Annotated in this window: 25 protein-coding genes; 11 read left to right on the forward strand and 14 right to left on the reverse strand. The window is 32.7% G+C overall.

The genetic code is table 11. From position 1 onward, the window contains the following. The first annotated feature begins 189 nt into the window (after nucleotides 1–189). The 3 genes from MK119_RS03815 to MK119_RS03825 all read left to right on the forward strand — a co-directional run bounded on the left by MK119_RS03815 (nucleotide 190) and on the right by MK119_RS03825 (nucleotide 1,617). The gene (locus tag MK119_RS03815; protein ID WP_290671059.1) at nucleotides 190–630 is read left to right on the forward strand and encodes a hypothetical protein; all 441 of its coding nucleotides are present in this window, start codon (nucleotides 190–192) and stop codon (nucleotides 628–630) included. Between the two features lie 129 nt (nucleotides 631–759). After that, on the forward strand, nucleotides 760–1,011 hold the full coding sequence (locus MK119_RS03820) for a GlsB/YeaQ/YmgE family stress response membrane protein (protein WP_290671060.1): 252 nt from the start codon (nucleotides 760–762) through the stop codon (nucleotides 1,009–1,011). Between the two features lie 69 nt (nucleotides 1,012–1,080). Then, a complete protein-coding gene (locus tag MK119_RS03825) occupies nucleotides 1,081–1,617 on the forward strand; it encodes a CAP domain-containing protein (RefSeq protein WP_290671062.1) in 537 nt (178 codons plus the stop codon). A 79-nt stretch (nucleotides 1,618–1,696) separates the two neighbouring features. Here MK119_RS03825 and MK119_RS03830 read toward each other — a convergent pair whose 3' ends face one another. Continuing rightward, entirely contained in the window at nucleotides 1,697–2,068 is a 372-nt protein-coding gene (locus MK119_RS03830; protein WP_290671064.1) for a DUF1842 domain-containing protein, read from the reverse strand. Nucleotides 2,069–2,384: 316 nt separating this feature from the next. Between MK119_RS03830 and recG the strand changes: the two genes are divergently transcribed. Beyond that, nucleotides 2,385–4,490: an ATP-dependent DNA helicase RecG gene (gene recG, locus MK119_RS03835; protein ID WP_290671066.1), complete on the forward strand. Its 2,106-nt coding sequence runs from the start codon at nucleotides 2,385–2,387 to the stop codon at nucleotides 4,488–4,490. Nucleotides 4,491–4,802: 312 nt separating this feature from the next. Here recG and MK119_RS03840 read toward each other — a convergent pair whose 3' ends face one another. Beyond that, nucleotides 4,803–6,590, reverse strand: coding sequence for a ribonucleoside-diphosphate reductase subunit alpha (locus MK119_RS03840; RefSeq protein WP_290671067.1), 1,788 nt, complete (start codon nucleotides 6,588–6,590; stop codon nucleotides 4,803–4,805). A gap of 3 nt (nucleotides 6,591–6,593) precedes the next feature. Then, nucleotides 6,594–7,868 carry a ribonucleotide-diphosphate reductase subunit beta gene (locus tag MK119_RS03845; protein ID WP_290671069.1) on the reverse strand — a complete coding sequence of 425 codons (1,275 nt, stop codon included), beginning with the start codon at nucleotides 7,866–7,868 and terminating at the stop codon, nucleotides 6,594–6,596. 250 nt (nucleotides 7,869–8,118) lie between these two features. On the opposite strand from MK119_RS03845, the gene MK119_RS03850 reads away from it, so the two are divergent. From MK119_RS03850 to MK119_RS03860, 3 genes are all read left to right on the forward strand, one after another. Continuing rightward, nucleotides 8,119–9,279 carry an acyl-CoA dehydrogenase family protein gene (locus tag MK119_RS03850; RefSeq protein ID WP_290671071.1) on the forward strand — a complete coding sequence of 387 codons (1,161 nt, stop codon included), beginning with the start codon at nucleotides 8,119–8,121 and terminating at the stop codon, nucleotides 9,277–9,279. Between the two features lie 36 nt (nucleotides 9,280–9,315). Further along, nucleotides 9,316–10,809 carry an ankyrin repeat domain-containing protein gene (locus MK119_RS03855; RefSeq protein ID WP_290671072.1) on the forward strand — a complete coding sequence of 498 codons (1,494 nt, stop codon included), beginning with the start codon at nucleotides 9,316–9,318 and terminating at the stop codon, nucleotides 10,807–10,809. A 176-nt stretch (nucleotides 10,810–10,985) separates the two neighbouring features. Next, nucleotides 10,986–11,357 carry a VOC family protein gene (locus MK119_RS03860; RefSeq protein ID WP_290671074.1) on the forward strand — a complete coding sequence of 124 codons (372 nt, stop codon included), beginning with the start codon at nucleotides 10,986–10,988 and terminating at the stop codon, nucleotides 11,355–11,357. A 114-nt stretch (nucleotides 11,358–11,471) separates the two neighbouring features. Here MK119_RS03860 and MK119_RS03865 read toward each other — a convergent pair whose 3' ends face one another. Further along, entirely contained in the window at nucleotides 11,472–12,380 is a 909-nt protein-coding gene (locus MK119_RS03865) for a DUF2911 domain-containing protein (protein ID WP_290671075.1), read from the reverse strand. After that, entirely contained in the window at nucleotides 12,295–12,582 is a 288-nt protein-coding gene (locus MK119_RS03870; RefSeq protein ID WP_290671077.1) for a DUF2911 domain-containing protein, read from the reverse strand. The genes MK119_RS03865 and MK119_RS03870 overlap by 86 nt, the downstream gene beginning before the upstream one ends. 178 nt (nucleotides 12,583–12,760) lie before the next feature. On the opposite strand from MK119_RS03870, the gene MK119_RS03875 reads away from it, so the two are divergent. After that, nucleotides 12,761–13,519, forward strand: coding sequence for a DUF481 domain-containing protein (locus MK119_RS03875; protein ID WP_290671079.1), 759 nt, complete (start codon nucleotides 12,761–12,763; stop codon nucleotides 13,517–13,519). Nucleotides 13,520–13,624: 105 nt separating this feature from the next. Here MK119_RS03875 and MK119_RS03880 read toward each other — a convergent pair whose 3' ends face one another. The 6 genes from MK119_RS03880 to MK119_RS24200 form a co-directional block, all read right to left on the reverse strand. Next, nucleotides 13,625–14,044 (reverse strand): DUF4174 domain-containing protein, encoded by a 420-nt coding sequence (locus tag MK119_RS03880; protein ID WP_290671081.1) that lies wholly within the window; start codon nucleotides 14,042–14,044, stop codon nucleotides 13,625–13,627. A 44-nt stretch (nucleotides 14,045–14,088) separates the two neighbouring features. Next, nucleotides 14,089–14,562 carry a hypothetical protein gene (locus tag MK119_RS03885; RefSeq protein ID WP_290671083.1) on the reverse strand — a complete coding sequence of 158 codons (474 nt, stop codon included), beginning with the start codon at nucleotides 14,560–14,562 and terminating at the stop codon, nucleotides 14,089–14,091. An 81-nt stretch (nucleotides 14,563–14,643) separates the two neighbouring features. After that, the gene (locus MK119_RS03890; protein ID WP_290671085.1) at nucleotides 14,644–15,186 is read right to left on the reverse strand and encodes a hypothetical protein; all 543 of its coding nucleotides are present in this window, start codon (nucleotides 15,184–15,186) and stop codon (nucleotides 14,644–14,646) included. 151 nt (nucleotides 15,187–15,337) lie between these two features. After that, the gene (locus MK119_RS03895; RefSeq protein WP_290671087.1) at nucleotides 15,338–15,742 is read right to left on the reverse strand and encodes a hypothetical protein; all 405 of its coding nucleotides are present in this window, start codon (nucleotides 15,740–15,742) and stop codon (nucleotides 15,338–15,340) included. Between the two features lie 158 nt (nucleotides 15,743–15,900). Next, entirely contained in the window at nucleotides 15,901–19,272 is a 3,372-nt protein-coding gene (locus tag MK119_RS03900) for an endonuclease (protein ID WP_290671089.1), read from the reverse strand. A 432-nt stretch (nucleotides 19,273–19,704) separates the two neighbouring features. After that, nucleotides 19,705–19,842, reverse strand: coding sequence for a hypothetical protein (locus tag MK119_RS24200; RefSeq protein WP_366512766.1), 138 nt, complete (start codon nucleotides 19,840–19,842; stop codon nucleotides 19,705–19,707). Between the two features lie 244 nt (nucleotides 19,843–20,086). On the opposite strand from MK119_RS24200, the gene MK119_RS03910 reads away from it, so the two are divergent. The 3 genes from MK119_RS03910 (at nucleotide 20,087) to MK119_RS03920 (ending at nucleotide 21,077) form a co-directional block, all read left to right on the forward strand. Next, nucleotides 20,087–20,314 carry a transposase gene (locus tag MK119_RS03910; protein WP_290671091.1) on the forward strand — a complete coding sequence of 76 codons (228 nt, stop codon included), beginning with the start codon at nucleotides 20,087–20,089 and terminating at the stop codon, nucleotides 20,312–20,314. Nucleotides 20,315–20,391: 77 nt separating this feature from the next. After that, nucleotides 20,392–20,805, forward strand: a complete 414-nt coding sequence (locus tag MK119_RS03915) for a hypothetical protein (protein WP_290671093.1) — start codon at nucleotides 20,392–20,394, stop codon at nucleotides 20,803–20,805. Beyond that, nucleotides 20,775–21,077 carry an integrase core domain-containing protein gene (locus tag MK119_RS03920; protein ID WP_290671095.1) on the forward strand — a complete coding sequence of 101 codons (303 nt, stop codon included), beginning with the start codon at nucleotides 20,775–20,777 and terminating at the stop codon, nucleotides 21,075–21,077. The genes MK119_RS03915 and MK119_RS03920 overlap by 31 nt, the downstream gene beginning before the upstream one ends. A 295-nt stretch (nucleotides 21,078–21,372) precedes the next feature. On the opposite strand, the gene MK119_RS03925 is transcribed toward MK119_RS03920, so the two are convergent. The 3 genes from MK119_RS03925 to MK119_RS03935 all read right to left on the reverse strand — a co-directional run bounded on the left by MK119_RS03925 (nucleotide 21,373) and on the right by MK119_RS03935 (nucleotide 23,362). After that, nucleotides 21,373–21,768 carry an HU family DNA-binding protein gene (locus tag MK119_RS03925; RefSeq protein ID WP_290671096.1) on the reverse strand — a complete coding sequence of 132 codons (396 nt, stop codon included), beginning with the start codon at nucleotides 21,766–21,768 and terminating at the stop codon, nucleotides 21,373–21,375. A gap of 175 nt (nucleotides 21,769–21,943) precedes the next feature. Beyond that, nucleotides 21,944–22,621, reverse strand: a complete 678-nt coding sequence (locus MK119_RS03930) for a hypothetical protein (RefSeq protein WP_290671098.1) — start codon at nucleotides 22,619–22,621, stop codon at nucleotides 21,944–21,946. 183 nt (nucleotides 22,622–22,804) lie between these two features. Beyond that, entirely contained in the window at nucleotides 22,805–23,362 is a 558-nt protein-coding gene (locus tag MK119_RS03935) for a PAS domain-containing protein (protein WP_290671100.1), read from the reverse strand. Nucleotides 23,363–23,438: the final 76 nt, after the last annotated feature.

Below are 23,438 nucleotides of genomic sequence, written 5' to 3' on the forward strand. Positions count from 1 at the left end.
AAAGTAACTACAAAGCTTCATTACTTCTGTTGAAGACTGCTTTCAAATATTTCAATTACGGCTTTCCCTTACACCTCCACTCTTTTGATTCTCTATTTTCGTCATGATCATAAACATTAAAACTACAATATATCATGAAGAAAATAGCTTTAAAACCATTGCGATTAAAAAATAAAGTATACCTCCAATTTGGCAAATCACCTTAAAGTAGAAAATACCTCTTGGTCCGAAAGCAAACAACAAAAACAAAAAACCGATACGCTCAGTGAAAACATACGTACAGAGATTCAAAATAACCATGATAGAATTGCAAAAGTTATTGAATATCATGAATTACTTAGAGATGGCTCGCGTTATTATCTAAAAGTTAAACGTCATAAACTCCCAAAAATGTTTAGAGGCATCAATGTTTTAATACTATCAAGAAGCGCTTTTGAAACTGTAGCACAAACTGGATTGGTCAATGAGTATACTGTGGAAAAAATTCAAGCGTTGAATAAAATTTATACATTTCAAAAAGCGTATAATGATTTTGGAAATATTTTATTATCGAGTCTATTCTCTCTATCGGTTTTTCAGGTGAAGAAGAAAACAATCGGACTGCTCTACAATATTTATCAATTTCTATGACCGATGTTACTATAAAGGAACGGCAGTTATTAAAATTTAGACAACTTATTTAAAGATTAAAATCATTTAACACATACATACTTAAGTATGATTTTTCAATCTTTAAAATCAACTTAATAATTTTTAATTATGGGATTACTCTATTCTTTATTAGTCGGTGCAGTTGCAGGTTGGCTTGCAGGAAAATTAATGAGAGGTGGCGGATTTGGAGTTTTATTGAATATTATATTAGGTATTATTGGTGGCGTTGTTGCTGGTTGGTTATTCAAAGAACTAAATATTGATTGGTTTAATAGCATTAATAGTATTCTTGCAGATATTTTAAAAGGTGCCATTGGAGCTTCTGTTGTATTATTTGTAGCGAGTCTTTTTAAGAAATAATCCACTAGAAACAATATTATTTTTGATATGCTGTTTGTTTTTGTAGGATCCATTTAAATCGTGAAACTTATGAAAAATAGCATGTTAGCATTAATTGTTTGTTTTATTACATTTGGCGTATCTGCCCAAAAATTAACTCAAGAAGAACAAAAACTGTACGATTTACTAATGGAATATCGAAAGGAAAACAATTTACCTCCTATTCCATTATCTAAATCTTTGACCTTTGTGGCACAAACCCATGTAAAAGATTTACATAACAACAATCCTAACAAAGGAAAAACATGCAACATGCACAGTTGGTCAGATAAAGGAAATTGGACAGCTTGTTGCTACACGCGCGATCATAAAAAAGCAGCTTGTATGTGGAACAAACCACGCGAATTAACTTCCTATCAAGGTCATGGCTTTGAAATTGCGTATGGTAGTACTAGTAAACGGTATATGGTGAACGCAGAAGATACTTTAGAAGGATGGAAAAAAAGCAGTGCGCATAACAAAGTAATTCTCAACATAGGAAAATGGAAAAACTCATGGAATGCTATAGGAGTTGGCATGTATAAAAACTATGCCGTTGTTTGGTTTGGAAAAGTAAAAGATGAATAACTAAAATATATAAAAATAAAAAACCAATATCATGTTGTAAAGTAAAACATGATATTGGTTTTTTGATAATTAATACGCACTAATTTTCTACTTTATAAGTTATTGGTAGTTCTTCATAATGTTGTCCTTTAAAGTTAAATCCTCCAACTCCTTGACCATCTGCTTCTAAACCCATATTTGCATTGAAACCAAACTCAATAGGTGTAAAAGGATTGTTTGATGGAATATAACCTTGTAAAGAAATCACTTTCACAAACTGCTTAAAACCTGTAGCATATAAAGTTCCTGTTATGTTTCCTCTATATGGCTTATCTTCAGGATTTCCTAAGGTAATTTCGACACTTCCGTGAACTTTACGTGTTTCTGGATCAGCAGTTAAATTGAAATTAACGATTGGCGAATTTAAGTTTACAGTACTTCCCATAGTACCTCTAATGATTAATGTTGACATGATATCTAAATTTTATAATTCCTACTCTATTAAAAAATGGCTTTTCGGGTTACGCCTTTGTAATCAAATATTTGGTAGCTACTCTATTGAATTATTTGTTTTTGATTACATTACAAATGTCTCACCAATCACAGTATTTATTAAGGTAAGAATTACCCTGTTTAGCAAAATCGTTAGAATTGTATAGTGCATAGGTATTAGTACGTGTTACTAAAAAAAACTATGAATACCTTGCTAACTTTCAAAAATTCAGCAGTTTACTCTTTCAATCGTATAATTTTTTAATTCTTCAATCAAAAGACCTATTTTTGAGTTAATGAATCCGAATGTATTACAAACTCCTATCGATTACCTAAAAGGCGTTGGGCCCAACCGTGCCGATTTGCTCCGTAAAGAGTTAGGAATACACACTTATCAGGATTTTATCAACCTCTTTCCAAATAGATACATCGATAAAACACGTTATTTTAAGATCAATGAGTTGCAACGAAATTCTTCGGAAGTACAAGTTGTCGGGAAGATTGTCCATATCAAAATGGTACAACAAAAACGTGGAAAACGTTTGGTAGCAACTTTTACGGACGGAACCGCCGAAATGGAATTGGTTTGGTTTCGCGGTCATAGATGGATTAAGGATAGCTTAAAACTAAATACACCGTATGTAATTTTTGGAAAAACCAATTGGTACAACGGTACATTCTCCATGCCACATCCAGAAATGGAACTGTTAAAAGAGCATGAACAAAGCTTACGAACAGCCATGCAACCTGTGTATCCTTCTACAGAAAAGTTAAACAATATAGGCATTACCAATAGAGTCGTCAATAAGTTGATGCAGCAACTGTTTATAGAATCGCGTACACAATTTTATGAAACCTTACCTCCTACCATCTTAAACGAACTGAAATTGATTTCTAAAAGTGAAGCTTTATTCAATATTCACTTTCCAAAAAATCAAGAATTACTAGCAAAAGCACAATATCGTTTAAAGTTTGAAGAGTTATTTTACATTCAAATACAACTCATCACCAAAAACCTCATCCATAAAAGTAAAATTAAAGGTTTTCCATTTAATCAAGTTGGTGAAAAGTTTAATGAGTTTTACAAAAACCATTTGCCTTTCGATTTAACCAATGCGCAAAAACGCGTAATTAAAGAAATTCGAAACGATTTAGGAAGTAATGCACAAATGAATCGTTTGTTACAAGGTGATGTAGGTTCTGGAAAAACGATTGTTGCATTAATGTCTATGTTATTAGCAATTGATAACGAGTTTCAAGCCTGCATTATGGCGCCTACCGAGATTTTAGCGATTCAACATTATAATGGTATCGTGGAATTAGTAGAACCTTTAGGATTAAACATAAAGCTATTGACAGGTTCTACAAAAGCTAAAGAGCGACGTGTGATTCACGAAATGCTAGAAGATGGTTCATTAGACATTCTGATAGGAACACATGCCATTTTAGAAGATAAAGTTCTATTTAAAAATCTTGGTTTAGCCATTATTGATGAGCAGCATCGTTTTGGTGTAGCACAACGTGCCAAATTATGGAGAAAAAACACAGTGCCACCACATATTTTAGTAATGACAGCTACTCCAATCCCAAGAACGCTTGCCATGAGTTTGTATGGTGATTTGGATGTTTCTGTGATTGATGAATTGCCGCCTGGCAGAAAAGCTATTAAAACTGTACATCGCTATGATAGCAATCGTTTAAAAGTGTTTCGATTTATTCGTGATGAAATTGCCAAAGGACGACAGATTTATATTGTATATCCATTAATTCAAGAATCGGAACAATTGGATTATAAAGATTTAATGGACGGTTACGAAAGTGTTGCAAGAGAATTTCCAATGCCAGATTATCAAATTTCGATTGTTCATGGAAAAATGAAACCTGCGGATAAAGATTTTGAAATGAATCGTTTTATTAAAGGTGAAACCCAAATTATGGTAGCTACAACGGTAATTGAAGTTGGTGTAAATGTGCCCAATGCTTCTGTGATGATTATTGAAAGTGCCGAACGTTTTGGTTTATCACAATTGCATCAGCTACGCGGTCGTGTAGGTCGTGGTGCCGAACAGAGTTTTTGTATTTTAATGACAAGTCACAAATTAAGTGCTGATGGAAAAACACGTTTGGAAACTATGGTACAAACTAGCGATGGTTTTGAAATTGCAGAAGTTGATTTAAAACTTCGCGGTCCGGGAAATATTATGGGAACTCAGCAAAGTGGTGTGTTAAATTTAAAAATTGCCGATATCGTTAAAGACAATGACATTTTAAAAACGGCTCGTTATTTTGCCTTACAAGTTTTAAAAGCCGATCCAAATTTAGCACTTCCAGAACATAAAGCTGTTCGTTATACCTTTGCTCAATTGGTAAAGCATAAGAATATTTGGAATTATATTAGTTAGATAATTTTAGACACTCTTTATCTTTAGATTTTAAGAAAATTGACACATTGAGCGGAGTCGAAATGTGGACATGCTTCGACCCTTAAAAAAACTACTTGTTTTAATATCCGTTTCTATAGCAACACTAACAATGTAGTGTGCAAAGAATAATATTAAAACAAGTAATAATCTCTATATCATAAAATTAATCTAGTCTTTTTTATTCATCTTTATGTAAGCAATAAAAATCGATAAGAATAAGATAAATAATATTAAAAATATTAGTCCGAATATTAATATAAAAGTTAAATTATCCATATTTTTTAGATTGTTTTATGCTTCACAACTAGTACATTCTTTCTTTTGTCTGAATTTTTGTGCTGCATTCATACTATGTTGATAATACAATGATTTTAAGCCTAATTTCCAGGCAGTAATGTGTATTTTATTAATCTCTTTGGTTGGCATATCAGGATGAATGATAATGTTTACAGATTGTCCTTGATCAATATGATATTGTCTGTTAGCCGCTTGATAAATAATATCCATTTGGTTAATTTCTGAATATGTTTTAAATACTTCTTTCTCTTGATATGATAAGAAATCTAGATGTTGAACAGATCCATCATGATCTCTTATATTGCGCCAAACTTCTGGAGTATCCATGTCTTTTTCTTCTAGCAATTTTTGAAGAAATGGATTCTTGATAGTCGTCTTTATTTTAGCAATATCTTTTACGTAAATATTAGACCAAATTGGTTCAATACCTTGAGAAACCTGCCCTAAGATAAAGGCAGAAGAAGTTGTAGGCGCTACCGCATTTAGTGTTGTATTTCTTCTTCCATATCCTTTTAACACTTTAGGTTCTCCAAAACGTACAGCCAATTCCTCTGAAGCTTTGTATGAGCGATCTTGTATGGTCTTAAAAATTTCAGTATTCAAATTATATGCTTCTTGACTATCAAAAGAAAGCATTTTTGATTGTAGCAATGAATGCCAACCTAACACGCCTAATCCAAGAGCTCTATTTTCTTTTGCAAAATTATAAGCACGTTCCATGAATAAGAATGTCTGACGATCATCTCGGTTTACAGAGTCTCTGTAGCTTTCCAGTTTTTCTATAAATTCTGTAATTACTGCATCTAAAAAATAAATCATAGTTTCTACTGCATCTGTATTTTTCCACTTATCATAGTGCAAAACATTAATGCTTGATAATACACATACAAATGACCAATCATCATTAGAAGGCAACATAATTTCTGTACAAAGATTACTTGCATAAATAGGATGATTTTTATCCTTGTACACATCTGCTGCATTATTATTGGCATTGTCTGAGAAGAATACATACGGATATCCCATTTCGCCTCTACTTTGCAATACTTTTGCCCAAACAGTTCGTTTACTTACATCACCATCAATCATTTCTTGCATCCATTGGTTGGAAACAGTAACTCCATGGGTGAGTTCTTGAATAGGGTTTCCTTCAGTTCCAATTTTTAAAAACTCCATAATATCTGGATGATCAATAGGTAAATACGGAGAAAATCTACCTCTACGAACTGAGCCTTGACTTACGACATCAACCATAGATTCAAAAAGGCGCATAATATGTACAGCTCCCGAAGCTTCTCCATTATTTTTTATAGGCGCTCCTCTATGACGAATTTTTCCAAAATAGCCTGAAGTTCCACCTCCAAGTTTTGACATCATTCCAACTTCAGATTGTGTATAAAGTATATTTCCAATATCATCATCTATATGCGACCCAAAACAGCTCACTGGCAACCCTCGTTTTTTTCCAAAGTTGGACCAAACTGGTGAAGCCAAAGAAAAATATCCTTCGGACATATACTTATAAAACTTATCAGCATATCCTGAGATTTGTAAAATATTTTCAGCTGTTTGTGCAATTTCTTTGATACGTATTTTTGGGGTTACGCCTTCTGTTAAATAACCTGCTTCTAAAAATTTATGACTATTTTCATTGAGCCAATAAAAATCAGTGTTATCTGATGAATTTGCTTTAGTTAAAGCTTTTTTGCGCGCATTGACTAATGTGTCTTCATACGAGTTTTCTGTTACTTGTTCTAGGTTTTTAAGTTTGTTTTTCTGCATAGTTTAAAAAAGATCGTCGCTTGTGATACTTTGTGTTCTTTTACTGTAATTAATAGAGCGCTTTACAAAAAAGTCACCATGTTTAGTACCGATAATTTCATCATCAAACCATTCTGTTTGAGCTACTAATTCATTGTCGATATTAAAAACTTTCTTAATACCTATGCTTTCTAATGATTTGTTAAAACGATGTTTTAAAAATTCTGCAATGACAGTTTTAGGTAAAAAGTCTAGTTCACCATCTTCAAATATCCAATTGAGGAGTTGGTATTCAGATTCGTATGCATTTATGCACATTTCTTGGATTTTTGCATGGTATTCAGTGGTGAACCATTCTGGATGTTCTTCTTGTAAAATTTTAATTAAATCAATTCCGAAATCTCCATGTATTTGTTCTTCTTTCGAAGTTGCTTCAACTACATTAGAAATTCCTTTTAGCATATTTTTATGCTTATTAAAAGCCATAATGATTAGGAACTGAGAAAATAGGGATACATGTTCTATAAATAGGGAAAATAATAAAATTGATTCTGCATATTTTTTGTCATCTTCATTTTTGGAATTACGTAAAGCTGCTTCTAAATACTGTACCCGTTTCATAATCACAGGTTTCTTTTTTAGTACTTTAAATTCAGAATTGAGTCCTAAAATTTCCAATAAATGAGAGTATGCATCTGCATGACGTACTTCACTTTCTGCAAAAGTAGCTCCTACTGCACCAATTTCGGGTTTGGGCATTCTATGGTACAAATCGCCCCAAAATGTTTTTACAGCTACTTCTATCTGTGAAATAGCAAGCATTGTATTTTTTATGGTATTTCTTTCAATAGCTGTGAGACGAGATTTGAAGTCTTGAATATCACTTGTAAAATTAAATTCTGTATGAATCCAGTATGAGTGGCGAATAGCAGGCACATATTCATACAATTGAGGATATTCATAAGGTTTTAAATTGATACGCTTTTCAAAAATATTACCTTTTCGCTCTTGGGCTCTTTTATTTCTGTAAAGAATGTATGCCTTTGCGACTTCTGTAAACTTACTCTCCATTAATTTGGATTCTACAATATCCTGTACTTTTTCTACAGTAGGGATATAATCAGAGTCATGATCATCTAAGTCAACTAACTCTTTGAATACAATCATGGAAATATTTTGAGCATCATCTGTAGTGCCTTGATCTACAGCTCTCATTGCTTTTTCTATTGCTTGGGTAATCTTTTCTAAATTGAATGGTTTTTTACTAAAATCTCGTTTTATAATATATTTGACGCTCATGATGTGATTTATTTAGATTAATTCTAAATAGGCAAATTTGATACTTTTTATTATAAATTTTTGAAAGGCGTAAGACTAATTTTTAACACTGTTATTAACAATGATTGATAAAGTATGTTAAACACTGGTAATTGTAAATAAAATAATTTTTAAATCATTATTTTTATTTAGATTTATTTTAAATAACTACTTTTGTGTCATTGAAACAAATTAATTTAAATGTCTTACCATTAACTATTAATTAGAGATTATGACTACTGATTACTATAATATTGCATTCCAATACACTGAAGAGCAAAAATTAATTCAGGAGTCTACAAGAGAATGGGTTAACCGTTATGTAACTCCACAAATTCAAAAATGCTTTCAAAAATCTAAGCCCATACCTAATATAGTAGATGAACTTTCCAGAATTGGAGCTTTCGGTTTAATCATTCCAGAAAAATATGGAGGTATGGGAGCAGATTATGTTTCTTATGGATTAATGATGCAAGAATTAGAACGTGGAGATACTTCGGTAAGAGTAATGAGTTCCATACAAACTTCATTAGTCATGTATGCTATTATGACTTTTGGTTCTGAAGAGCAAAAGGAAAAATATCTTCCCAAATTAGCAACAGGAGAATATTTAGGAGCTTTCGGACTTACTGAGCCTAATTTTGGTTCAAATACAGCAGGGATGCATTGCCATTTTCGAGAAGTAGACGATAAAATAATTTTGAATGGAAGTAAAATGTGGATCGGGAATTCTACTGCCTGTGATATAGCCATTGTATCGGCGAAAGATGAAAAATCTAACGTACGTGGAATTATTGTTGAAACTGATAAAATATCAAATTTTAATTCTTCTCTAATTGAAGATAAATGGTCATTCCGAGCATCAAAAACAGGAGAGCTTATTTTTTCCGAATCTGAAATTTCTAAATCACAAATTTTACCAAAAAACAACAGTATTAGCGATGCCTATGAGTGTTTAAATATTGGTAGATATGCTGTAGCTTGGGGAAGTATTGGCATTGCCATTGACTGTTATGAAACAGCGTTGCTTTATTCGCAACAACGCATTCAATTTGGAAATCCTATTGCTAGTAAACAACTTATTCAAAAGAAACTAGCAGAAATGATTACCGAAATTACAAAAGCGCAATTGCTTTGTTATCAATTGGGTACATTGATGGATAATAATAAAGTAAATTATCAACAGATTTCCATGGCGAAACGTAGCAATGTAGAAATGGCGCAGTTTGTTGCTAAAGAAGCTAGACAAATTTTAGGTGGAATGGGAATTACAAATGATTATCCCATCATGCGACATCTGATGAATCTGGAAACACTAATTACCTATCAAGGAACCCATGAAATGCATTTACTAATTACAGGAAGAGACATTACAGGAATCAATGCTATTTAAAGACAATTTTTGACAAAAAATAAAAACCAACCAACCATGAGACTTATACTATCACTCTTTTTTCTTTTTTCTATTTTGTTTGTGAATGCACAAGAAGAAAATATCTTTTTGAAACGTGAATTCTGGAAATCCAAACCAAGTGTTTCAGAAATCAAACAAAACATTAAAAAAGGAAATGATCCTACAGAAAAAGATCGTTTTTCTTTTGATGCGGTATCCTATGCTATTATGGATAATGCTCCTGTAGAAAGCATAAAGTATTTGTTGACTATAGAAGGAAATTCAGTTTCTAAACCTACGCATGGTGGTATAACTTATTTATTATGGGCTTCGTATAAAGGGAATCAAGATATCATGCGTCACTTATTGAGTTTAGGAGCAGATTCAAGCTTTACAACTTCAAGAGGAACAAATATGCTTTTGATGGCCGCTGTTGGTGGTGTAGAAAACCCTGAAGTGTACGAATTAATTCTAGCGCAAGGAATTCCAATTGATTATACCAATGAATCTGGAGCAAATGCGCTATTGTTGTTATCTGGTTCTACATTAAAAGATCATACTATTTTTAAATATTTCATCAATAAAAATGTTCCTCTAGATGTGAAAGATACAAACGGAAATAATCTCTTTTTCTATGCAGCGCGTGGAGGAGATATTAATGCTATGAAATTTTGGAAAGAAAAAGGTGTAGCACATGATTATGTAAATACTAAAGGAGAAAATGCATTATTGTTTGCAACATATGGAATGAGACGTAGAACTTTACAGCTTGAAACTTTTAAATACTTATCAGAAGAGTTAAAACTAGAAATTGATGTTGTAAATTGGGAAGGAAAAACACCATTACATCTTGCAGTTAGAAGAGCTAAGCCTGAATTATTAGATTTTTTTTTGGCAAATGGTGTATCTGTAAACCAAATTGATGAAAATGGTAATACTGCCCTTATAAATGCAGCTGTTGGATCTAAAAATAATTTAGAAAAAATAATATCCAGAACAAATCAAATAAACCATCGTAATCATAAAGGGGAATCAGCATTGACAATGGCTGTTAAAAGAAACGCCAAAGATAATTTTGACTTTTTAATAGCAAATGGTGCTGACTATAATATAAAAGATAATCAAGGAAACGATTTGATGCATTATGCCTTTAAATCGTACAATTCTCGCAAAGAAGAAGCTTCAAAACATATTATAGAGATATTAAAAACTAAAGGCGTATATAATTCTAAAACTTATAAAGATGGTAACACATTAGCACATATAGCCATTGAGGAAAATGATTCTTTTCTTTTGAAAAAAGCCATTGACCTTGGAGTTGATTTGAATCAAAAAAATGATATCAATTTGAGTCCATTACATTTAGCAGCCATGAAAGCCAAAGACACCAAGTTGATATCAATACTATTAGCCTATGGTGCTGATAAAAATATACGCACGAACTTTAATGAAAGTCCATATGACATGGCCATACAAAATGAATTACTTAATAAAGAAAAAACTGATTTAACACTTTTGAAAATAGATTAGTTTCTCAGTCGTTTCTGATATAATTTAAATTATTATCATTTGTGTTTCGTTTTCCTATTAGGAAAATTTAAACTCCTTTTGCAAAAACAGAAGGAGTTTTTTTATAATGATGATTTTAACAAAAAATCGTACATTTAAATCAGTCTTGAACATAAATCAATCAAAATAATAATAATATGAAATTAGGTGCATTTTCGGTGAGTCTTGCTGTAAAAGACATTCATACTTCTAAAGCTTTTTATGAAAATCTTGGTTTTTCAACGTTCCATGGAGATATCAATCAGAATTGGTTGATTATGAAAAATGAGCAAATTGTCATTGGACTTTTTCAAGGAATGTTTGAAGATAATATTTTAACCTTTAATCCTGGTTGGACACAAGATGCACAACCTATGGAATCGTTTACAGATATTAGAGAGATTCAGAAAGAACTGAAAAGTAAAAACTTCGAATTTTCAACAGAGGCCGACGAAAGTGCTTCTGGACCTGCAAGTTTTGTCATTAAAGATCCGGATGGTAATGTCATTTTGATGGATCAACATGTATAATTTTAGATTCACTTCACTTTGATTGCGTTTAGTGTAAGCGCTTTTTTTATGTGATGAATGACGGTGATTGATTCTCATTCACATAGCAATTTTTTTGTGTCTTATTGTATATATTTAGTTGATACTCTCTCCTTTATTAGCTTTATCTAAATTGGCTTGAACTCTGCCTTTGCTTGCTTCATTTGGTGGATTTGCTAAGGCTTTTTTCAAGTGCTTTGCTGCAGATTTATGATCTCCTTTTGCAGAATAAGCTCTTGCTAATCCGTAATGTACTGGCCATGTTCCTTTGTTCTTTTTAGTATTGTATTCAAAAACTTCCATCGCTTTATCGTTCATTCCCTGTCCAATTAATTGACGTCCATATTGATGAATTTCAAAGACAGTTGCAGTAGGTAATACTTCATCCATTGCTGCTAAAGCTTCTGTTTTCTTGTTTTGCTTCATCAATATTGCTGCCTTTATTTGTGAATTGGCAAAAGTTCTCTTACTGAAAAATTGTCCAGAAATAGCACTGTTAATCCAAGTCAATGCCTCGTCTAAATTGCCTCCATTATTTAGAGCATAGTTTGCAGCTTGTTCCCAAGTTTGACGTTGAAATCCTGGCTGATCTTGCATTTTATTACGAATATCTGTAAATACAATATTTGTTACGTCAAAGCCTACTTTAAAAGGAATTTCTTTCTTTCCCCATTGCAAAGCTAAGGTTGCAGAATTTGCATCAACACTTACAAAGTTATATGTTAATAATTCTACATGAGGAATTTCTTTTGAAGTTACATCTACTTGTAACACATCTTCTGATGGTTTGTAAAAATAGCTTCCCCATGAGGTACTATTACTAGAAAAAATAACGGTTACATTTCCATTATCTCTGACAATCATTTGTAATCCGTACGATCCAGCTTTGATAGCTTTTCCTTCTACAGTAGCATCATCGCTAAATGTAATTGTGGGTATTTTCATTGGCACCTGCACGCCAAGGAGCTGCTTTTGATGTTCCAAATCCAAGGTTAGTGAGTCCATAAGGAACCAATTTTCCCCAAATTTCACGTCCGCGAACACTCGGTCTTGAGTACGTAACTGAAACTTCAGATATTCCAACTGTTTGAGAAACGGTGGCTTTTTGACTTCCGCGAGGTATGTTGAGTTGTGCAAAAGAAGTCGTTGCAAAAAGCATGCATATAAATAAGGATATGCTTCCCATAAAGGTAGTTTTTGATTTCATAATCTTAGGTGTTAATTAGGTTTTTGTGGGGTAAATTTCAAATTTTGCATTCTTGTTATAACTTTGTTAATCTTGTAACTAAATATGTTAATTAACATTTGTAAGATAACAGCCTATCTAAGAAAATGTTAGTATATTTCGACCGTTTTTGAGATCTAAATTTTAGTACAAGATTGACATGAAGAAGATACTGTATTGTTTACTGTTTTTCCCGCTATTCCTTACTGCACAAATTAATGAAAGTGATTCACTAAAGTTAAAAGCTGATTTATCTTTGACTGGATTTTGGCAAGGCGGAAATGTAGATACGTTTATTTTTAGAGCCAAATCGGAAGTAGCCTTTACACCGTTTCGAAAATGGGTTTTTAAAACAAAAAACTCCTATGTGTATCAAGAGTTTGGCAAAGAAAAAGCGGATGAAGATATTTTGAGTCTTAATTTTTTGTATCTAAATCCAGAACGAAAATTTTATCCGTTAGCATTGGCTTTTGTAAGTACGAATTTCCGCAGAGAAATTGATCTGCGTTATCTTGTTGGTGGTGGATTTACCTATCAAATTCTAACACACAAAAAACATTGGCTAAAAGTTTCGCTAACTAGCGAGTATGAATATACCCGTTTCTCTATGGCTGATTTCAATTATGATGAATTTGACAACAGTGGAACCATTAATACGCTTCGAGGTACCATTTGGATCAATGGAAAATATCATTTGTTCAAAGACAAAGTTATTCTGAGTCATGAAAGCTATTTTCAACCTTCTTTCCGTTATAGTAATAATTTTCGTTGGCAAGCCGATATTGGTGTCGAACTGCCTATTTGGAAGTTTTTAAACTTTAAAGTGAATTATTTACATACGTTTGAAAGTGTTGTAATTAATGATCAGAAGCAAGAGGATCAATTTTTAACGTTTGGATTGACCTTGAAGAGTTATTAGTTTGGGTATTGGGTAGCTTCGCTTTAGTGGTACTGGAAAATATTTCTCCTATTTTAATTTCAAACGTACATCCTAAACTTATAAATATTCAAACTACAGCATTCACTATTCATCATTTTTCTTCCTTCTCATTTCGCTTCTACGCATTGGCATGGAATCTACTTTATTGAAGAGTTTCGTTTTAGTCAATACATTGTTTTGCTGTAGCTTCACGCCACCATCCAAGCCTATAAGAATAACTTCAAACTCGCTTTTATTATTGACAATTTTTGCAAGCTTCCCGTGCAGTTTCCCAACGTTATTAAGCGTTAGATTTTTATAATTTATGAATGTAAAATCCTCTTCAATGATTGTATACAGTACAAATTTACGCTCTATCAATTCGCTTGCTACATTTTTAATTTGATTGAGTTGGGCTTGGAACTGTTTGGATTCAGGATACGTAGTTTTTACAATAAGAATTCGGTTTTCCCATCGATGCTGTTTTAGATCTTGTGCAAACAGATTCGCACAAAATCCTATCATACTGAATAATACAATATTCCGAAACAATGTTAACAGTTTAGGTATCATTCTATTCTAACTAGTTCACGAAATTCTTGATTATTAAAATCGCCTCCGACAAATAGTCTATCTGTTTCTTTGGTTTTTCCTTTTGCTACAAAGAGGTTAAAAGATTCTGCATCACCATAGGGATCACCTTGACGGTCTCTAAAAAATACCATGTGAGGATTTCCGTGATTGGTTATTAAGATAAATGGTACTTTTAGTTCTTTTCCTTTCATGAAAATTGTCATAAATCCAGCATGGTATATAACTTCGCCTGCAAAATCTTTATTAAATTTTTCAGGTATCAGGCTAAGAATTGATGTATCTTTTTTAAACATAATTGTTACATCATCTTTTTCATGTTTCCAAGTCCCGTCAATAGCGCTAGCAACTACATTTTCTTTATCATATATACATTTAAAAGGTGTTTCATTTTGACTGTATCCAGTTAGCATAAACGTAAAAAGAAATACCAATGCAATTGTTTTTTTCATGGTTATCAGTTTTGAATGAAGTGTTCTTTAAAGTTAGTAAGAATATTCAAGCAATAATAAAAAAATAGGTGTTTTTTAATACTATCGAGTTTTATCAAGCAATAACATTCCACCAAAGCAACTATTTTCCGCTGTTAAAATTCCTTTATTAAATAAAGCATGTGCGCACATTCTCATTTCATTGTCATTTTTGATGGTAATTCCCCAATCTTTTCCATTTTCAATTCTGTACACTAAAGAATCTATTTTGATTTGATTTTCATATTCAGACAGTTCTTTCATAGAGTATTCACAAAATGCGCTAATATTCCATAAAGCGCTATCACTTTTAAACTCAAAATATCTCTCCTTATTTTTTCTTACCATTTCATAAACATTTTTGTATTCATTTTTAGCATGGTTAGCATTCATTTCCATTTTTAATGCTCCCCACAAAAAATTTCCTTTTGCACAATATTCTCTGGTTTCTCCATTATTCAGATTTTTAACCTTAATAACGAGAAAGTTTTGAACAGTACTCCCATTACTGATAGCTTTCAAATAATTCAGATATTTCTTTTTTTCTATGGGATTTACTTCTTTTTGAACTGCTTCGTTACATGATATAAAAAATGAAATGATCAATATGAATAAGATTGCTTTTTTCATTCCTTTCTTAATTTAGTTTTTTGATTGATTCTGAAAGCTATTAAATATGAACTGAAATTATAAATATTTATTGTTACAAAAATCAATGGTTTTGTTTATGACACCTTTCGTTCCAATGCAATTTTAGTTAACTCAGTTGATTCACATCTTTTACTGTAGTTCCACTTCTATTTGCCATACCTTTGGCTGCATTGCTAGCTGCCACATGGGATCCCGATTGAAAAGTTGCTATTGTACCATTATTAAATTCTGCTTCAGGCGAATGTGTTGCCTTTCCAACTCCTCTGGCTGCTTTATCTCCTTTACTACCTGGCTGTTTTTTACCTGTTACACCTTTTGCTAGTTGTATTGGTGCTTTTTTTTGCAAAGTAGTATTTGTATGCATTACATCTACTAATTTTAGTTGCGAGACCACTTCCGAGCGATTATCTTTTAACTGAAAAGAAGTTTTTGTATCGTTTTGTCTGGTAGTAATAGTATTCGCTACTGATGTGTTTTGAGACTTTACAGGCTTATTTTTATAAGAATTCATAGTTAAACATATGTATTTTAATCCTTAAAAGTCTTTATTCAACTTGTAAAACTGCTAATGTCTATGAATTGTATACGTTTGTGCTTTTTATCATTTTTAAAAGACAAAAAAAGCCTCTCCCAAGGAAAGGCTTTTCATAATTTATATATAAATAGTGACTATTTCTTCACAAATTTCTTTGTTAAGATTTCATCACCATCATTGATTTGTAAAATATACATTCCTGCTTTCAAATTACGTACATCAATCGTTTTATGGTTCAAGTTTCCAACTTTTACTAACTGACCTAACATTGAGTGAATTTGATACGTAGTATTTCCTTCCGTAAAAATACAAACTTCCAATTCATTTACTGTTGGATTTGGATATACTGTAAAGTCTTCTTCAGAAACTTCTTCTTCATTTAGACTGTATAAGTATTTAGTTTCAACAGTATCTTTAGAAGCTTTAATAGCTTGTCTGGCAGCTCCTCCATTGGTAATTCCTTTGATACTTACTTGATCAATGTAAATTTGATCTGCATTTGCAGAAGCATCACATTGGAATCTGAAACTTGCGTCGTTTACAAAGTTATAAGAGCCGCTATCTAAAGTCACTTTAGAACTGTAGAAGTTATTGTTTTGGAAATCCGTTCCGCTTGCATACGCTTTTACCGTTTGCCAACCAGAACCATTATTGTAACGCAACCAGAAATCTTCTCCAGTTTCCATACTATACGAATAGAAATGGAATTCAACCTCAACCGTATCATACGGACTTACATCTACATTATTTAAAGTCATAGAAGATGCAGTACTTGAGTTGTCACGAATACGAATTGAATAGTTTCCTTCATACGATCTGCTTCCAGAGTAACGGTAGCAATCGCCTCCACCATCAATCCAACCGTCCATTCCAGATTCAAAGAACCCTTCATGCAATACTACAGTTGCTCCAGCACTTGATCCGTTGAAGTTTCCTAAACCATCAAATGTATCGTTTGGCAATTCATCCCATTCTGCCACAGTATATACTACATTTGGCCCTGTAACGGATGTTTTTCTCTGTAAAGTAACATTACTTCCAAACGTTGCTGTACTATTGAATGTTCTAATAATATCAACTAAAACATCATTTTTAAACAATCCAATTGCATCGTTTCCATTGAATATCATGATTGAATTTGTAGTCGTAACATCTGACTTAGAAGTAATTCCTGAAGCTGCTGAACTGTGTCCAATTACATATACATTTCCGTTAGATAAGTTTCCTGTTAACGCATATCCTGCAGACCAGCTTCCAGCTCCATTCGTTTGCTTTTTAATTGTATACAATGACAAGTCAACCGTATTTCCTGTAATATTGGCGATCTCTAATGCCTTGTTATACGATGATCCTTCTACATATTCTGAAAATAATAAATCATCTCCACTAGAAACAGGATTTGATAGTGTACTAGCATTTACAGCCGTACTGTTTGCTGATGTATTTCCTGCAGCATCTTTTGCTCTTATTATAAATGTATATGCTGTATCTGGCGTAAGTCCTGTAACTTGGTATGAAGTTGAAGCTGTATTACTAATGAGCGTTTCATTTCTGTATACGTCGTATGCTGTAACAGCTACATTATCTGTTGATGCAGTCCAATTTAAATCAATAGTAGTTTGCGTCTCGTTAGAAGCTACAACATTCGTTGGAATTGTTGGTGCAGTTGTATCAATAGTAGTCACATTAGTTCCTGAGCTGGCTGCAGATGTGTTTCCTGCTGCATCTTTTGCTCTTACTGTAAAAGTATACGTAGTTGCTACCGTAAGTCCAGACACATTGTATGATGTTGTCGCTGTACTTCCTACTAAAGTTCCGTTTCTATATACTTCATACACTGTAACACCAATATTATCAGTAGCAGCAGTCCAATTTAACGTTGTGCTTGTTTCTGTAATATAAGATGCTGTAATATTTGTTGGAACGGATGGAGCTTCTGTATCTGGAGTCGTTCCACCATTTACTGAATGTGCTCCCAAATCTGCAAAGGTATCATTTGCAAAAGTATCCCATTCTGAAGTTGTATATATAGTATTTGGATTTGTGATATCAGCTTTTCTACGTAAAGTAACATTCTGTCCAAAATTTGCACTTGATCCAAAAGTTCCTACGATATCAATTAAAACATCATTTCTAAATAATCCAACAGCATCATTTCCATTAAATGTAATTGCTGAATTTGTTGTGGTTGCATCTGCTACTGAAGTAATCCCTGAAGCTGCTGAACTATGTCCCAAAACATATACATCTCCATTTGTTAAAGTTCCACTTAATGCATAGCCTGAAGACCAGCTTCCTGCTCCATTAGTTTGCTTTTTAATTGTATAGCTAGACAAATTGACTGAACTTCCTGTAAAGTTGGCAATTTCCAACGCTTTATTATACGACGAACCTTCTACATATTCAGAAAAGAATAATTCTGCCGTATCACCAGCCGCATTTGTTGTTACATTTACTCCGAAGCTTGTGCTTGAAGTATTTCCTGCTGCATCTTTAGCTCTTGCTGTAAATGTATATGAAGTACTAGCAGATAATCCAGACACATTGTATGTAGTATTTGGTGTATTTCCCATGAGCACTCCATTTCTAAATACATCATACGAAGTCACCGCTACGTTATCTGTTGAAGGCGTCCAATTCAATGTAGTTGCCGTTGAAGTAGTATTAGAAGCTGTTAAATTTTGAGGTATTGAAGGAGCTTCTGTATCGTTGCTTCCTGATCCAAATTTGTCTTCTGCTTGTGGTCCGCCCCAAATTTGTGTTGCAAATGCTGGATTGTCAATAAAAGGGTTTCTATTTCCTTGAATTCCTGCTAAAATGTTGTTACGATTTTCTTCATACGCAGAAACTGGATCGTCAACATTCCATTGTAAAAACATATCTATCATATTACTATCAATACTTAACGGAGTTCCTGTTCCTACATTTACAGGCAGACACTGGTTTCCGTATCGTACATACATAAACAAAATGATACGTGCTACATCACCTTTCCATTCGTCTCCTGGATACCAATCGCCACTTGGATTTATATATCCAGCCGCGCCAGAACCTGTTCCAAATTTACGATTGTTACGTGTAGAATTTTGTTGAAAATCACAGGCACGTAAGTTGTGCGCATCTGCTCCTGGACCAGAAGTTCCTAGGTTTGGATTCGCGAGTGATTTTGCAAATACATGCTCTCTATTCCAATCGCCTACACTTCCTCCATTTTGGAATTTATCTCGTGTTCTGTCTGTTTTTACATTTCCATCTGTATCATTATGTCCATAAATTAATAATACGTTTGAATTGTTGTTTAAATCTATATCCGATTGTTGTAGCGCATTCCAAACACCTGGTGTGTAGGATAAAAAGGTTGTATGTGTTGAAATGATTTTGGTTGCGAGCTCATCTTTTAAGTTTGCTCCCGATTGAGAAAGGTTTACATCGCTATAATACGATGGAATTTGAGCATACGCAGTGATGCTTACGGCTAAAAATAGCCAAAGTAAAAGTTTCTTCATGGATTGTAATTTTAGGTTGTGTTTATTAGTTGGAAACTATGCTCTTTGTATTTTACTTTAACGCATGAAATTATAGCAATTACCAAAGAAAAAACGCCTTAGTTCCACACGGAAATAAGACGTTTTGGTTTAACATTTTATTTGATAACATGTACTATATTTTTTTGCTATTGGCTGTAAAAATTTCTGCTGCATAATTTCACTTTCTACATGCTAAAAATAGGTAGTTTCAAAATTTTCACTCCCAAAATAATGTTAAGAAATTGTTGACTTTCTATTTAAAATGCATTTTTATGTTTACACCCTACTAATCAATAGATTAAACCGTAATATTTATTTGTTTGTTAGTTCAAAAACGAAGTTTTCAAAGTCTTTTACAAAGTCTACATATTTGTCTCCAATCGGAGGACCATTAAAACCTGTATGAATACGTCAGACTTTTCCCTTTTTATCTATAAAAATAGTCGTTGGATACGATAATACATGATTCAACATTGGCAATTTTTCTTGTGCTTTTTGTTTGTTTGAAGTTCCAAACTGTGCTAACAAAATTGGATATGGAATATGCAATCGTTTTTGTAACTTTTTGATATTTTTGAATGTTTTTCTTTTGTCTTTACATATTCAAAAGCTAAGGCAATAAATTGTAAGTCTGGATATTCTTTCGCATATTTTGAATGATAGGTAGATTCATCCAAGCAATTAGGACACCAAGTTCCATTTTTTTAAGCTTCCCCATTTTTCAGACAGTTTAAAAATCAACTATTTTTGAATTATAAAGAAAAGCAGATTTAGTGAAGCTCAAATAATAGCTATGCTTCAACAGTACGAATCAGGAATTAAAGTAACCGATATCTGTAGAGAAAAAGGAATTACTACAGCCACTTTTTACAGTTGGAAGCGCAAATATGAAGGTATGGATGCCCACCAACTCAAAGAATTAAAGTCATTCCAAGAGGAAAATCGTCGTTTAAAGCAGATGTATGCGGATTTAAGCTTAGATCACCGTATTTTAAAGGATATCATTGAAAAAAAGCTCTAGCGCCTTGTGAACGAAAAGAATTGGCTCAAACGATTATAACTGAATAAGATCTGAGTATTAAAAGATCCTGTGCGCTAGTGTGTCTGAGTCGTTCCATGTGGTATTACAATACTACAAGAGATGATAGCCAAGTAATAGAAAAACTTTTAGAAATAAATGAGTTAAAACCAAATCGAGGGATTGACTATTACTATCATCGTATTGGTAAACAAGGCTATTTATGGAATCGTAAACGTGTATTACGAGTATATAGATTAATGGGATTATATCTTAATAGAAAAAGGAAAAAGAAACGCCTTCCTGCACGAGTAAAAACACCATTAGAGCAACCAGAAGCTCCATGCCAAGTATGGAGTGCTGATTTTATGAGTGATAGCCTAGTTACAGGGCGTTCCTTTAGAGTATTTAATATGATAGATGATTATAACAGACAGGCATGTGTACTGAGGCAAATTTTTCAATGCCAGCCATCAGGGTTGTATCTTATATAAAACAAGCGATTGAAGTTTATGGTAAACCACTAGAAATACGAGTAGATAATGGACCAGAATTTTTATCAAATCTGTTTGTTAATTTTTGTGATACAGAAGGAATATCTATCAACTATACAGCACCAGGAGAACCGACTCAGAATGGATATGTAGAGCGATTTAATAAAACCTTTAGAGAAGATTATAATGAATATCATCCGCATAAATCATTAGGAAGAAAAAGCCCTAATGAAGTTTTAAGAGAATTTACAAAGGGACCAGCCCCTTTGTAATCTATTTTGTTTAATTTAGAACTTTCCGAAAAAGGGTAAGTCTTCAAAATGCTATAAAAAATACCTTAACTGCGCTCGATGTGATACTATTTTGTATCAATCTCCAAACCCTTATAAATACTGGGCTTAGAGACAGCTAAAAAACATCTTGATAAAAAATATTTTTATCTTGATAAGTTGCAAAAAACATCAAGACAAAAAAAAATTCTATCTTGATAAAATCTGCACTTTATCTTGAAAGAATTTTTAAGTAAAACTAATTATGGAAAATACCTATCGGTATTGAATCTTAAATTTACATAGAAGACTCTCCTACTTTTTCAAAGTTTAGGGTTTTTAACATCTTTTTTAAGTTGCTGCTTGGTCTAAAGATTATTTTACTTTTATCAATAGTAGCACCTGTTACCTCAACAGCAGTTTCTTTTCCTTCACCCGATACGTTTACGGCAAAACTTCCTAAATCGCCTAAACGCACCATATTTCCCAATTCTAATTGTCGCTTCGCAACATCTACCAATCCAATTAAAACTGCATATACATCATTACGGCGTACGGTAGAACCATCGCCAACCAAATCGGCTAGTTTATCTAAGTCCAATATACTTCCTGTTACTGAGCTTGGATAATACTTTTGTGGCGCAGCCAAATCCCTTGGATTTCTGCGCGGAATAACTTTGAATTTAATAGCCATGTTTTTCCTATTTTAATGGTTATTAGAAAACGAACTGCAGTTGGTTTCTATTAAATTTTCATCCAATATCGGAAGACTTTTTGGAATTTTACCAAAGTATTTTGTAAGCGTCACTTTTTTCAAATAAGCGTCGTGTTTTGACGAAAAAACACAGTAAAGTAGTACTAATTATATCTTAACGTTGTAAATCTTTAAAAGCAGTTTCGGTGAGTATTTCGGTAAGCTCTAACTTAATTGGCGTTTTTTCATTTGGTAGTTTTCGTTCGTACTTTACCATTCCTATATGTTTTGCATAATAGGTACGTTGTGGATAGCTGTAGCTATCATTATAATCCTTTATATATATATGATAGTCATCTTTAAAAACAGCAACTTTGTATTGCTTTCCGTTCACTGTAATCCTTTCTATTCCATCAAACGTTCTGCTTTTTGTAAACTCTGAATGTCCATACTTACTAGTATAGGTAACAGCATAAGAGAAAGTTTCAGTAGATTTCCATAAATATACATCTGATTCTACAATAGTTGCTGGCATGGGAATATTTTTGCCCGTATCGGATATTCTGTAATCAGTATACTTGCTAAGTTTTGCACCTTTTTTAGTAATGATCTCTTCAAAAACATTGTAAACCCTAAAGTCTTTATCATAAGAAATAGTTTTTATGCTTTGATCTTTTGGTGACGTTATGACTTTCCAATACTCAACATGCGTAGTATCATTTTTATTTACGTATTTATATACCGCAACTGTTTTCTTTTTGCCGAGAGGATAATAATACTTTTTTACATTTTTTTGCGCCTGTACAAAGCTTATGCTAATTAAAAAAATAAGTAAATACGACTTTGTAGGCATGATGAGTTTATAACGTTAAAATAGGTTTTAAATATCGTTTTTATAAAGTTGACAATATTATTTTATAAGCATTTTGTTTTTATAATACGCGTTGTGCTTTTTAATAGTTTGATTTGAGTAAAGTCGGGAGACTTTACGCTGCGGCCTGGACTTTACTTTGCAGTTTGTATATCAAACGCTGAACTATACTACTTGCTTTTCTAGTGCTATAAAATGTGTGGTTTCCTCACTATACAACGGAATAATGTTTACTTCGCACTTATACGTAGTTTTGTCCTTTTTGTGGTTGATAATAACTTCTTTAAAAGGCTGTTGTAGTTGTATTTTTTCGCGAATCCTATTTTTAGTTTCTACCGATGTTTGTGCTCCTTGTAAGAATCTTGGCGTTTTATTGATAGCGTATTTTTGCGAATAGCCTGTCATGTTTGTAAAGCCTTCATTGACCCAAATAATATTTTGGTTAATGTCAGTAATGATTAGGGCTTCGTAATCATGTTTAGAAAAAACCAGCTCCAAGTCGTTTTGCCAATTGTATTTTTTTGCCAGTGTAGTTACTTGAGTCAATTCTACTTTCTTTTTTGATGCTTGAAGTGTATTGTGATAGTTTTCCATAAAAATATCCCAACTTATTAAAGGCATAGACTTGTGATTAGGCGATATTGTTTTTGATCTTATGTATTCGTATTCCTTATCAGTTAGCTTCATTTGTAGAGTTTCTTTGTTTTTGAGATTGTTTTTCATGGCATTTTAATCAAGTAAAGCATGGACTTATAATTGTTAAAACTAGGCGAAACTTATGTAAAATCAAAATATATTT

Source organism: Kordia sp. (assembly GCF_022447245.1).
In the GTDB taxonomy this organism is placed as follows: Bacteria; Bacteroidota; Bacteroidia; order Flavobacteriales; family Flavobacteriaceae; genus Kordia.

Excerpts from the sequence above, each read along its gene's own strand:
- MK119_RS03820 (WP_290671060.1), top strand. The coding sequence starts at position 760 with ATGGGATTACTCTATTCTTTATTAGTCGGTGCAGTTGCAGGTTGGCTT.
- MK119_RS03825 (WP_290671062.1), top strand. The coding sequence starts at position 1,081 with ATGAAAAATAGCATGTTAGCATTAATTGTTTGTTTTATTACATTTGGC.
- MK119_RS03830 (WP_290671064.1), bottom strand. The coding sequence starts at position 2,068 with ATGTCAACATTAATCATTAGAGGTACTATGGGAAGTACTGTAAACTTA.
- recG (WP_290671066.1), top strand. The coding sequence starts at position 2,385 with ATGAATCCGAATGTATTACAAACTCCTATCGATTACCTAAAAGGCGTT.
- MK119_RS03840 (WP_290671067.1), bottom strand. The coding sequence starts at position 6,590 with ATGCAGAAAAACAAACTTAAAAACCTAGAACAAGTAACAGAAAACTCG.
- MK119_RS03845 (WP_290671069.1), bottom strand. The coding sequence starts at position 7,868 with ATGAGCGTCAAATATATTATAAAACGAGATTTTAGTAAAAAACCATTC.
- MK119_RS03850 (WP_290671071.1), top strand. The coding sequence starts at position 8,119 with ATGACTACTGATTACTATAATATTGCATTCCAATACACTGAAGAGCAA.
- MK119_RS03855 (WP_290671072.1), top strand. The coding sequence starts at position 9,316 with ATGAGACTTATACTATCACTCTTTTTTCTTTTTTCTATTTTGTTTGTG.
- MK119_RS03860 (WP_290671074.1), top strand. The coding sequence starts at position 10,986 with ATGAAATTAGGTGCATTTTCGGTGAGTCTTGCTGTAAAAGACATTCAT.
- MK119_RS03865 (WP_290671075.1), bottom strand. The coding sequence starts at position 12,380 with ATGGACTCACTAACCTTGGATTTGGAACATCAAAAGCAGCTCCTTGGC.
- MK119_RS03870 (WP_290671077.1), bottom strand. The coding sequence starts at position 12,582 with ATGAAATCAAAAACTACCTTTATGGGAAGCATATCCTTATTTATATGC.
- MK119_RS03875 (WP_290671079.1), top strand. The coding sequence starts at position 12,761 with ATGAAGAAGATACTGTATTGTTTACTGTTTTTCCCGCTATTCCTTACT.
- MK119_RS03880 (WP_290671081.1), bottom strand. The coding sequence starts at position 14,044 with ATGATAGGATTTTGTGCGAATCTGTTTGCACAAGATCTAAAACAGCAT.
- MK119_RS03885 (WP_290671083.1), bottom strand. The coding sequence starts at position 14,562 with ATGAAAAAAACAATTGCATTGGTATTTCTTTTTACGTTTATGCTAACT.
- MK119_RS03895 (WP_290671087.1), bottom strand. The coding sequence starts at position 15,742 with ATGAATTCTTATAAAAATAAGCCTGTAAAGTCTCAAAACACATCAGTA.
- MK119_RS03900 (WP_290671089.1), bottom strand. The coding sequence starts at position 19,272 with ATGAAGAAACTTTTACTTTGGCTATTTTTAGCCGTAAGCATCACTGCG.
- MK119_RS03910 (WP_290671091.1), top strand. The coding sequence starts at position 20,087 with ATGCTTCAACAGTACGAATCAGGAATTAAAGTAACCGATATCTGTAGA.
- MK119_RS03920 (WP_290671095.1), top strand. The coding sequence starts at position 20,775 with ATGCCAGCCATCAGGGTTGTATCTTATATAAAACAAGCGATTGAAGTT.
- MK119_RS03925 (WP_290671096.1), bottom strand. The coding sequence starts at position 21,768 with ATGGCTATTAAATTCAAAGTTATTCCGCGCAGAAATCCAAGGGATTTG.
- MK119_RS03930 (WP_290671098.1), bottom strand. The coding sequence starts at position 22,621 with ATGCCTACAAAGTCGTATTTACTTATTTTTTTAATTAGCATAAGCTTT.
- MK119_RS03935 (WP_290671100.1), bottom strand. The coding sequence starts at position 23,362 with ATGAAAAACAATCTCAAAAACAAAGAAACTCTACAAATGAAGCTAACT.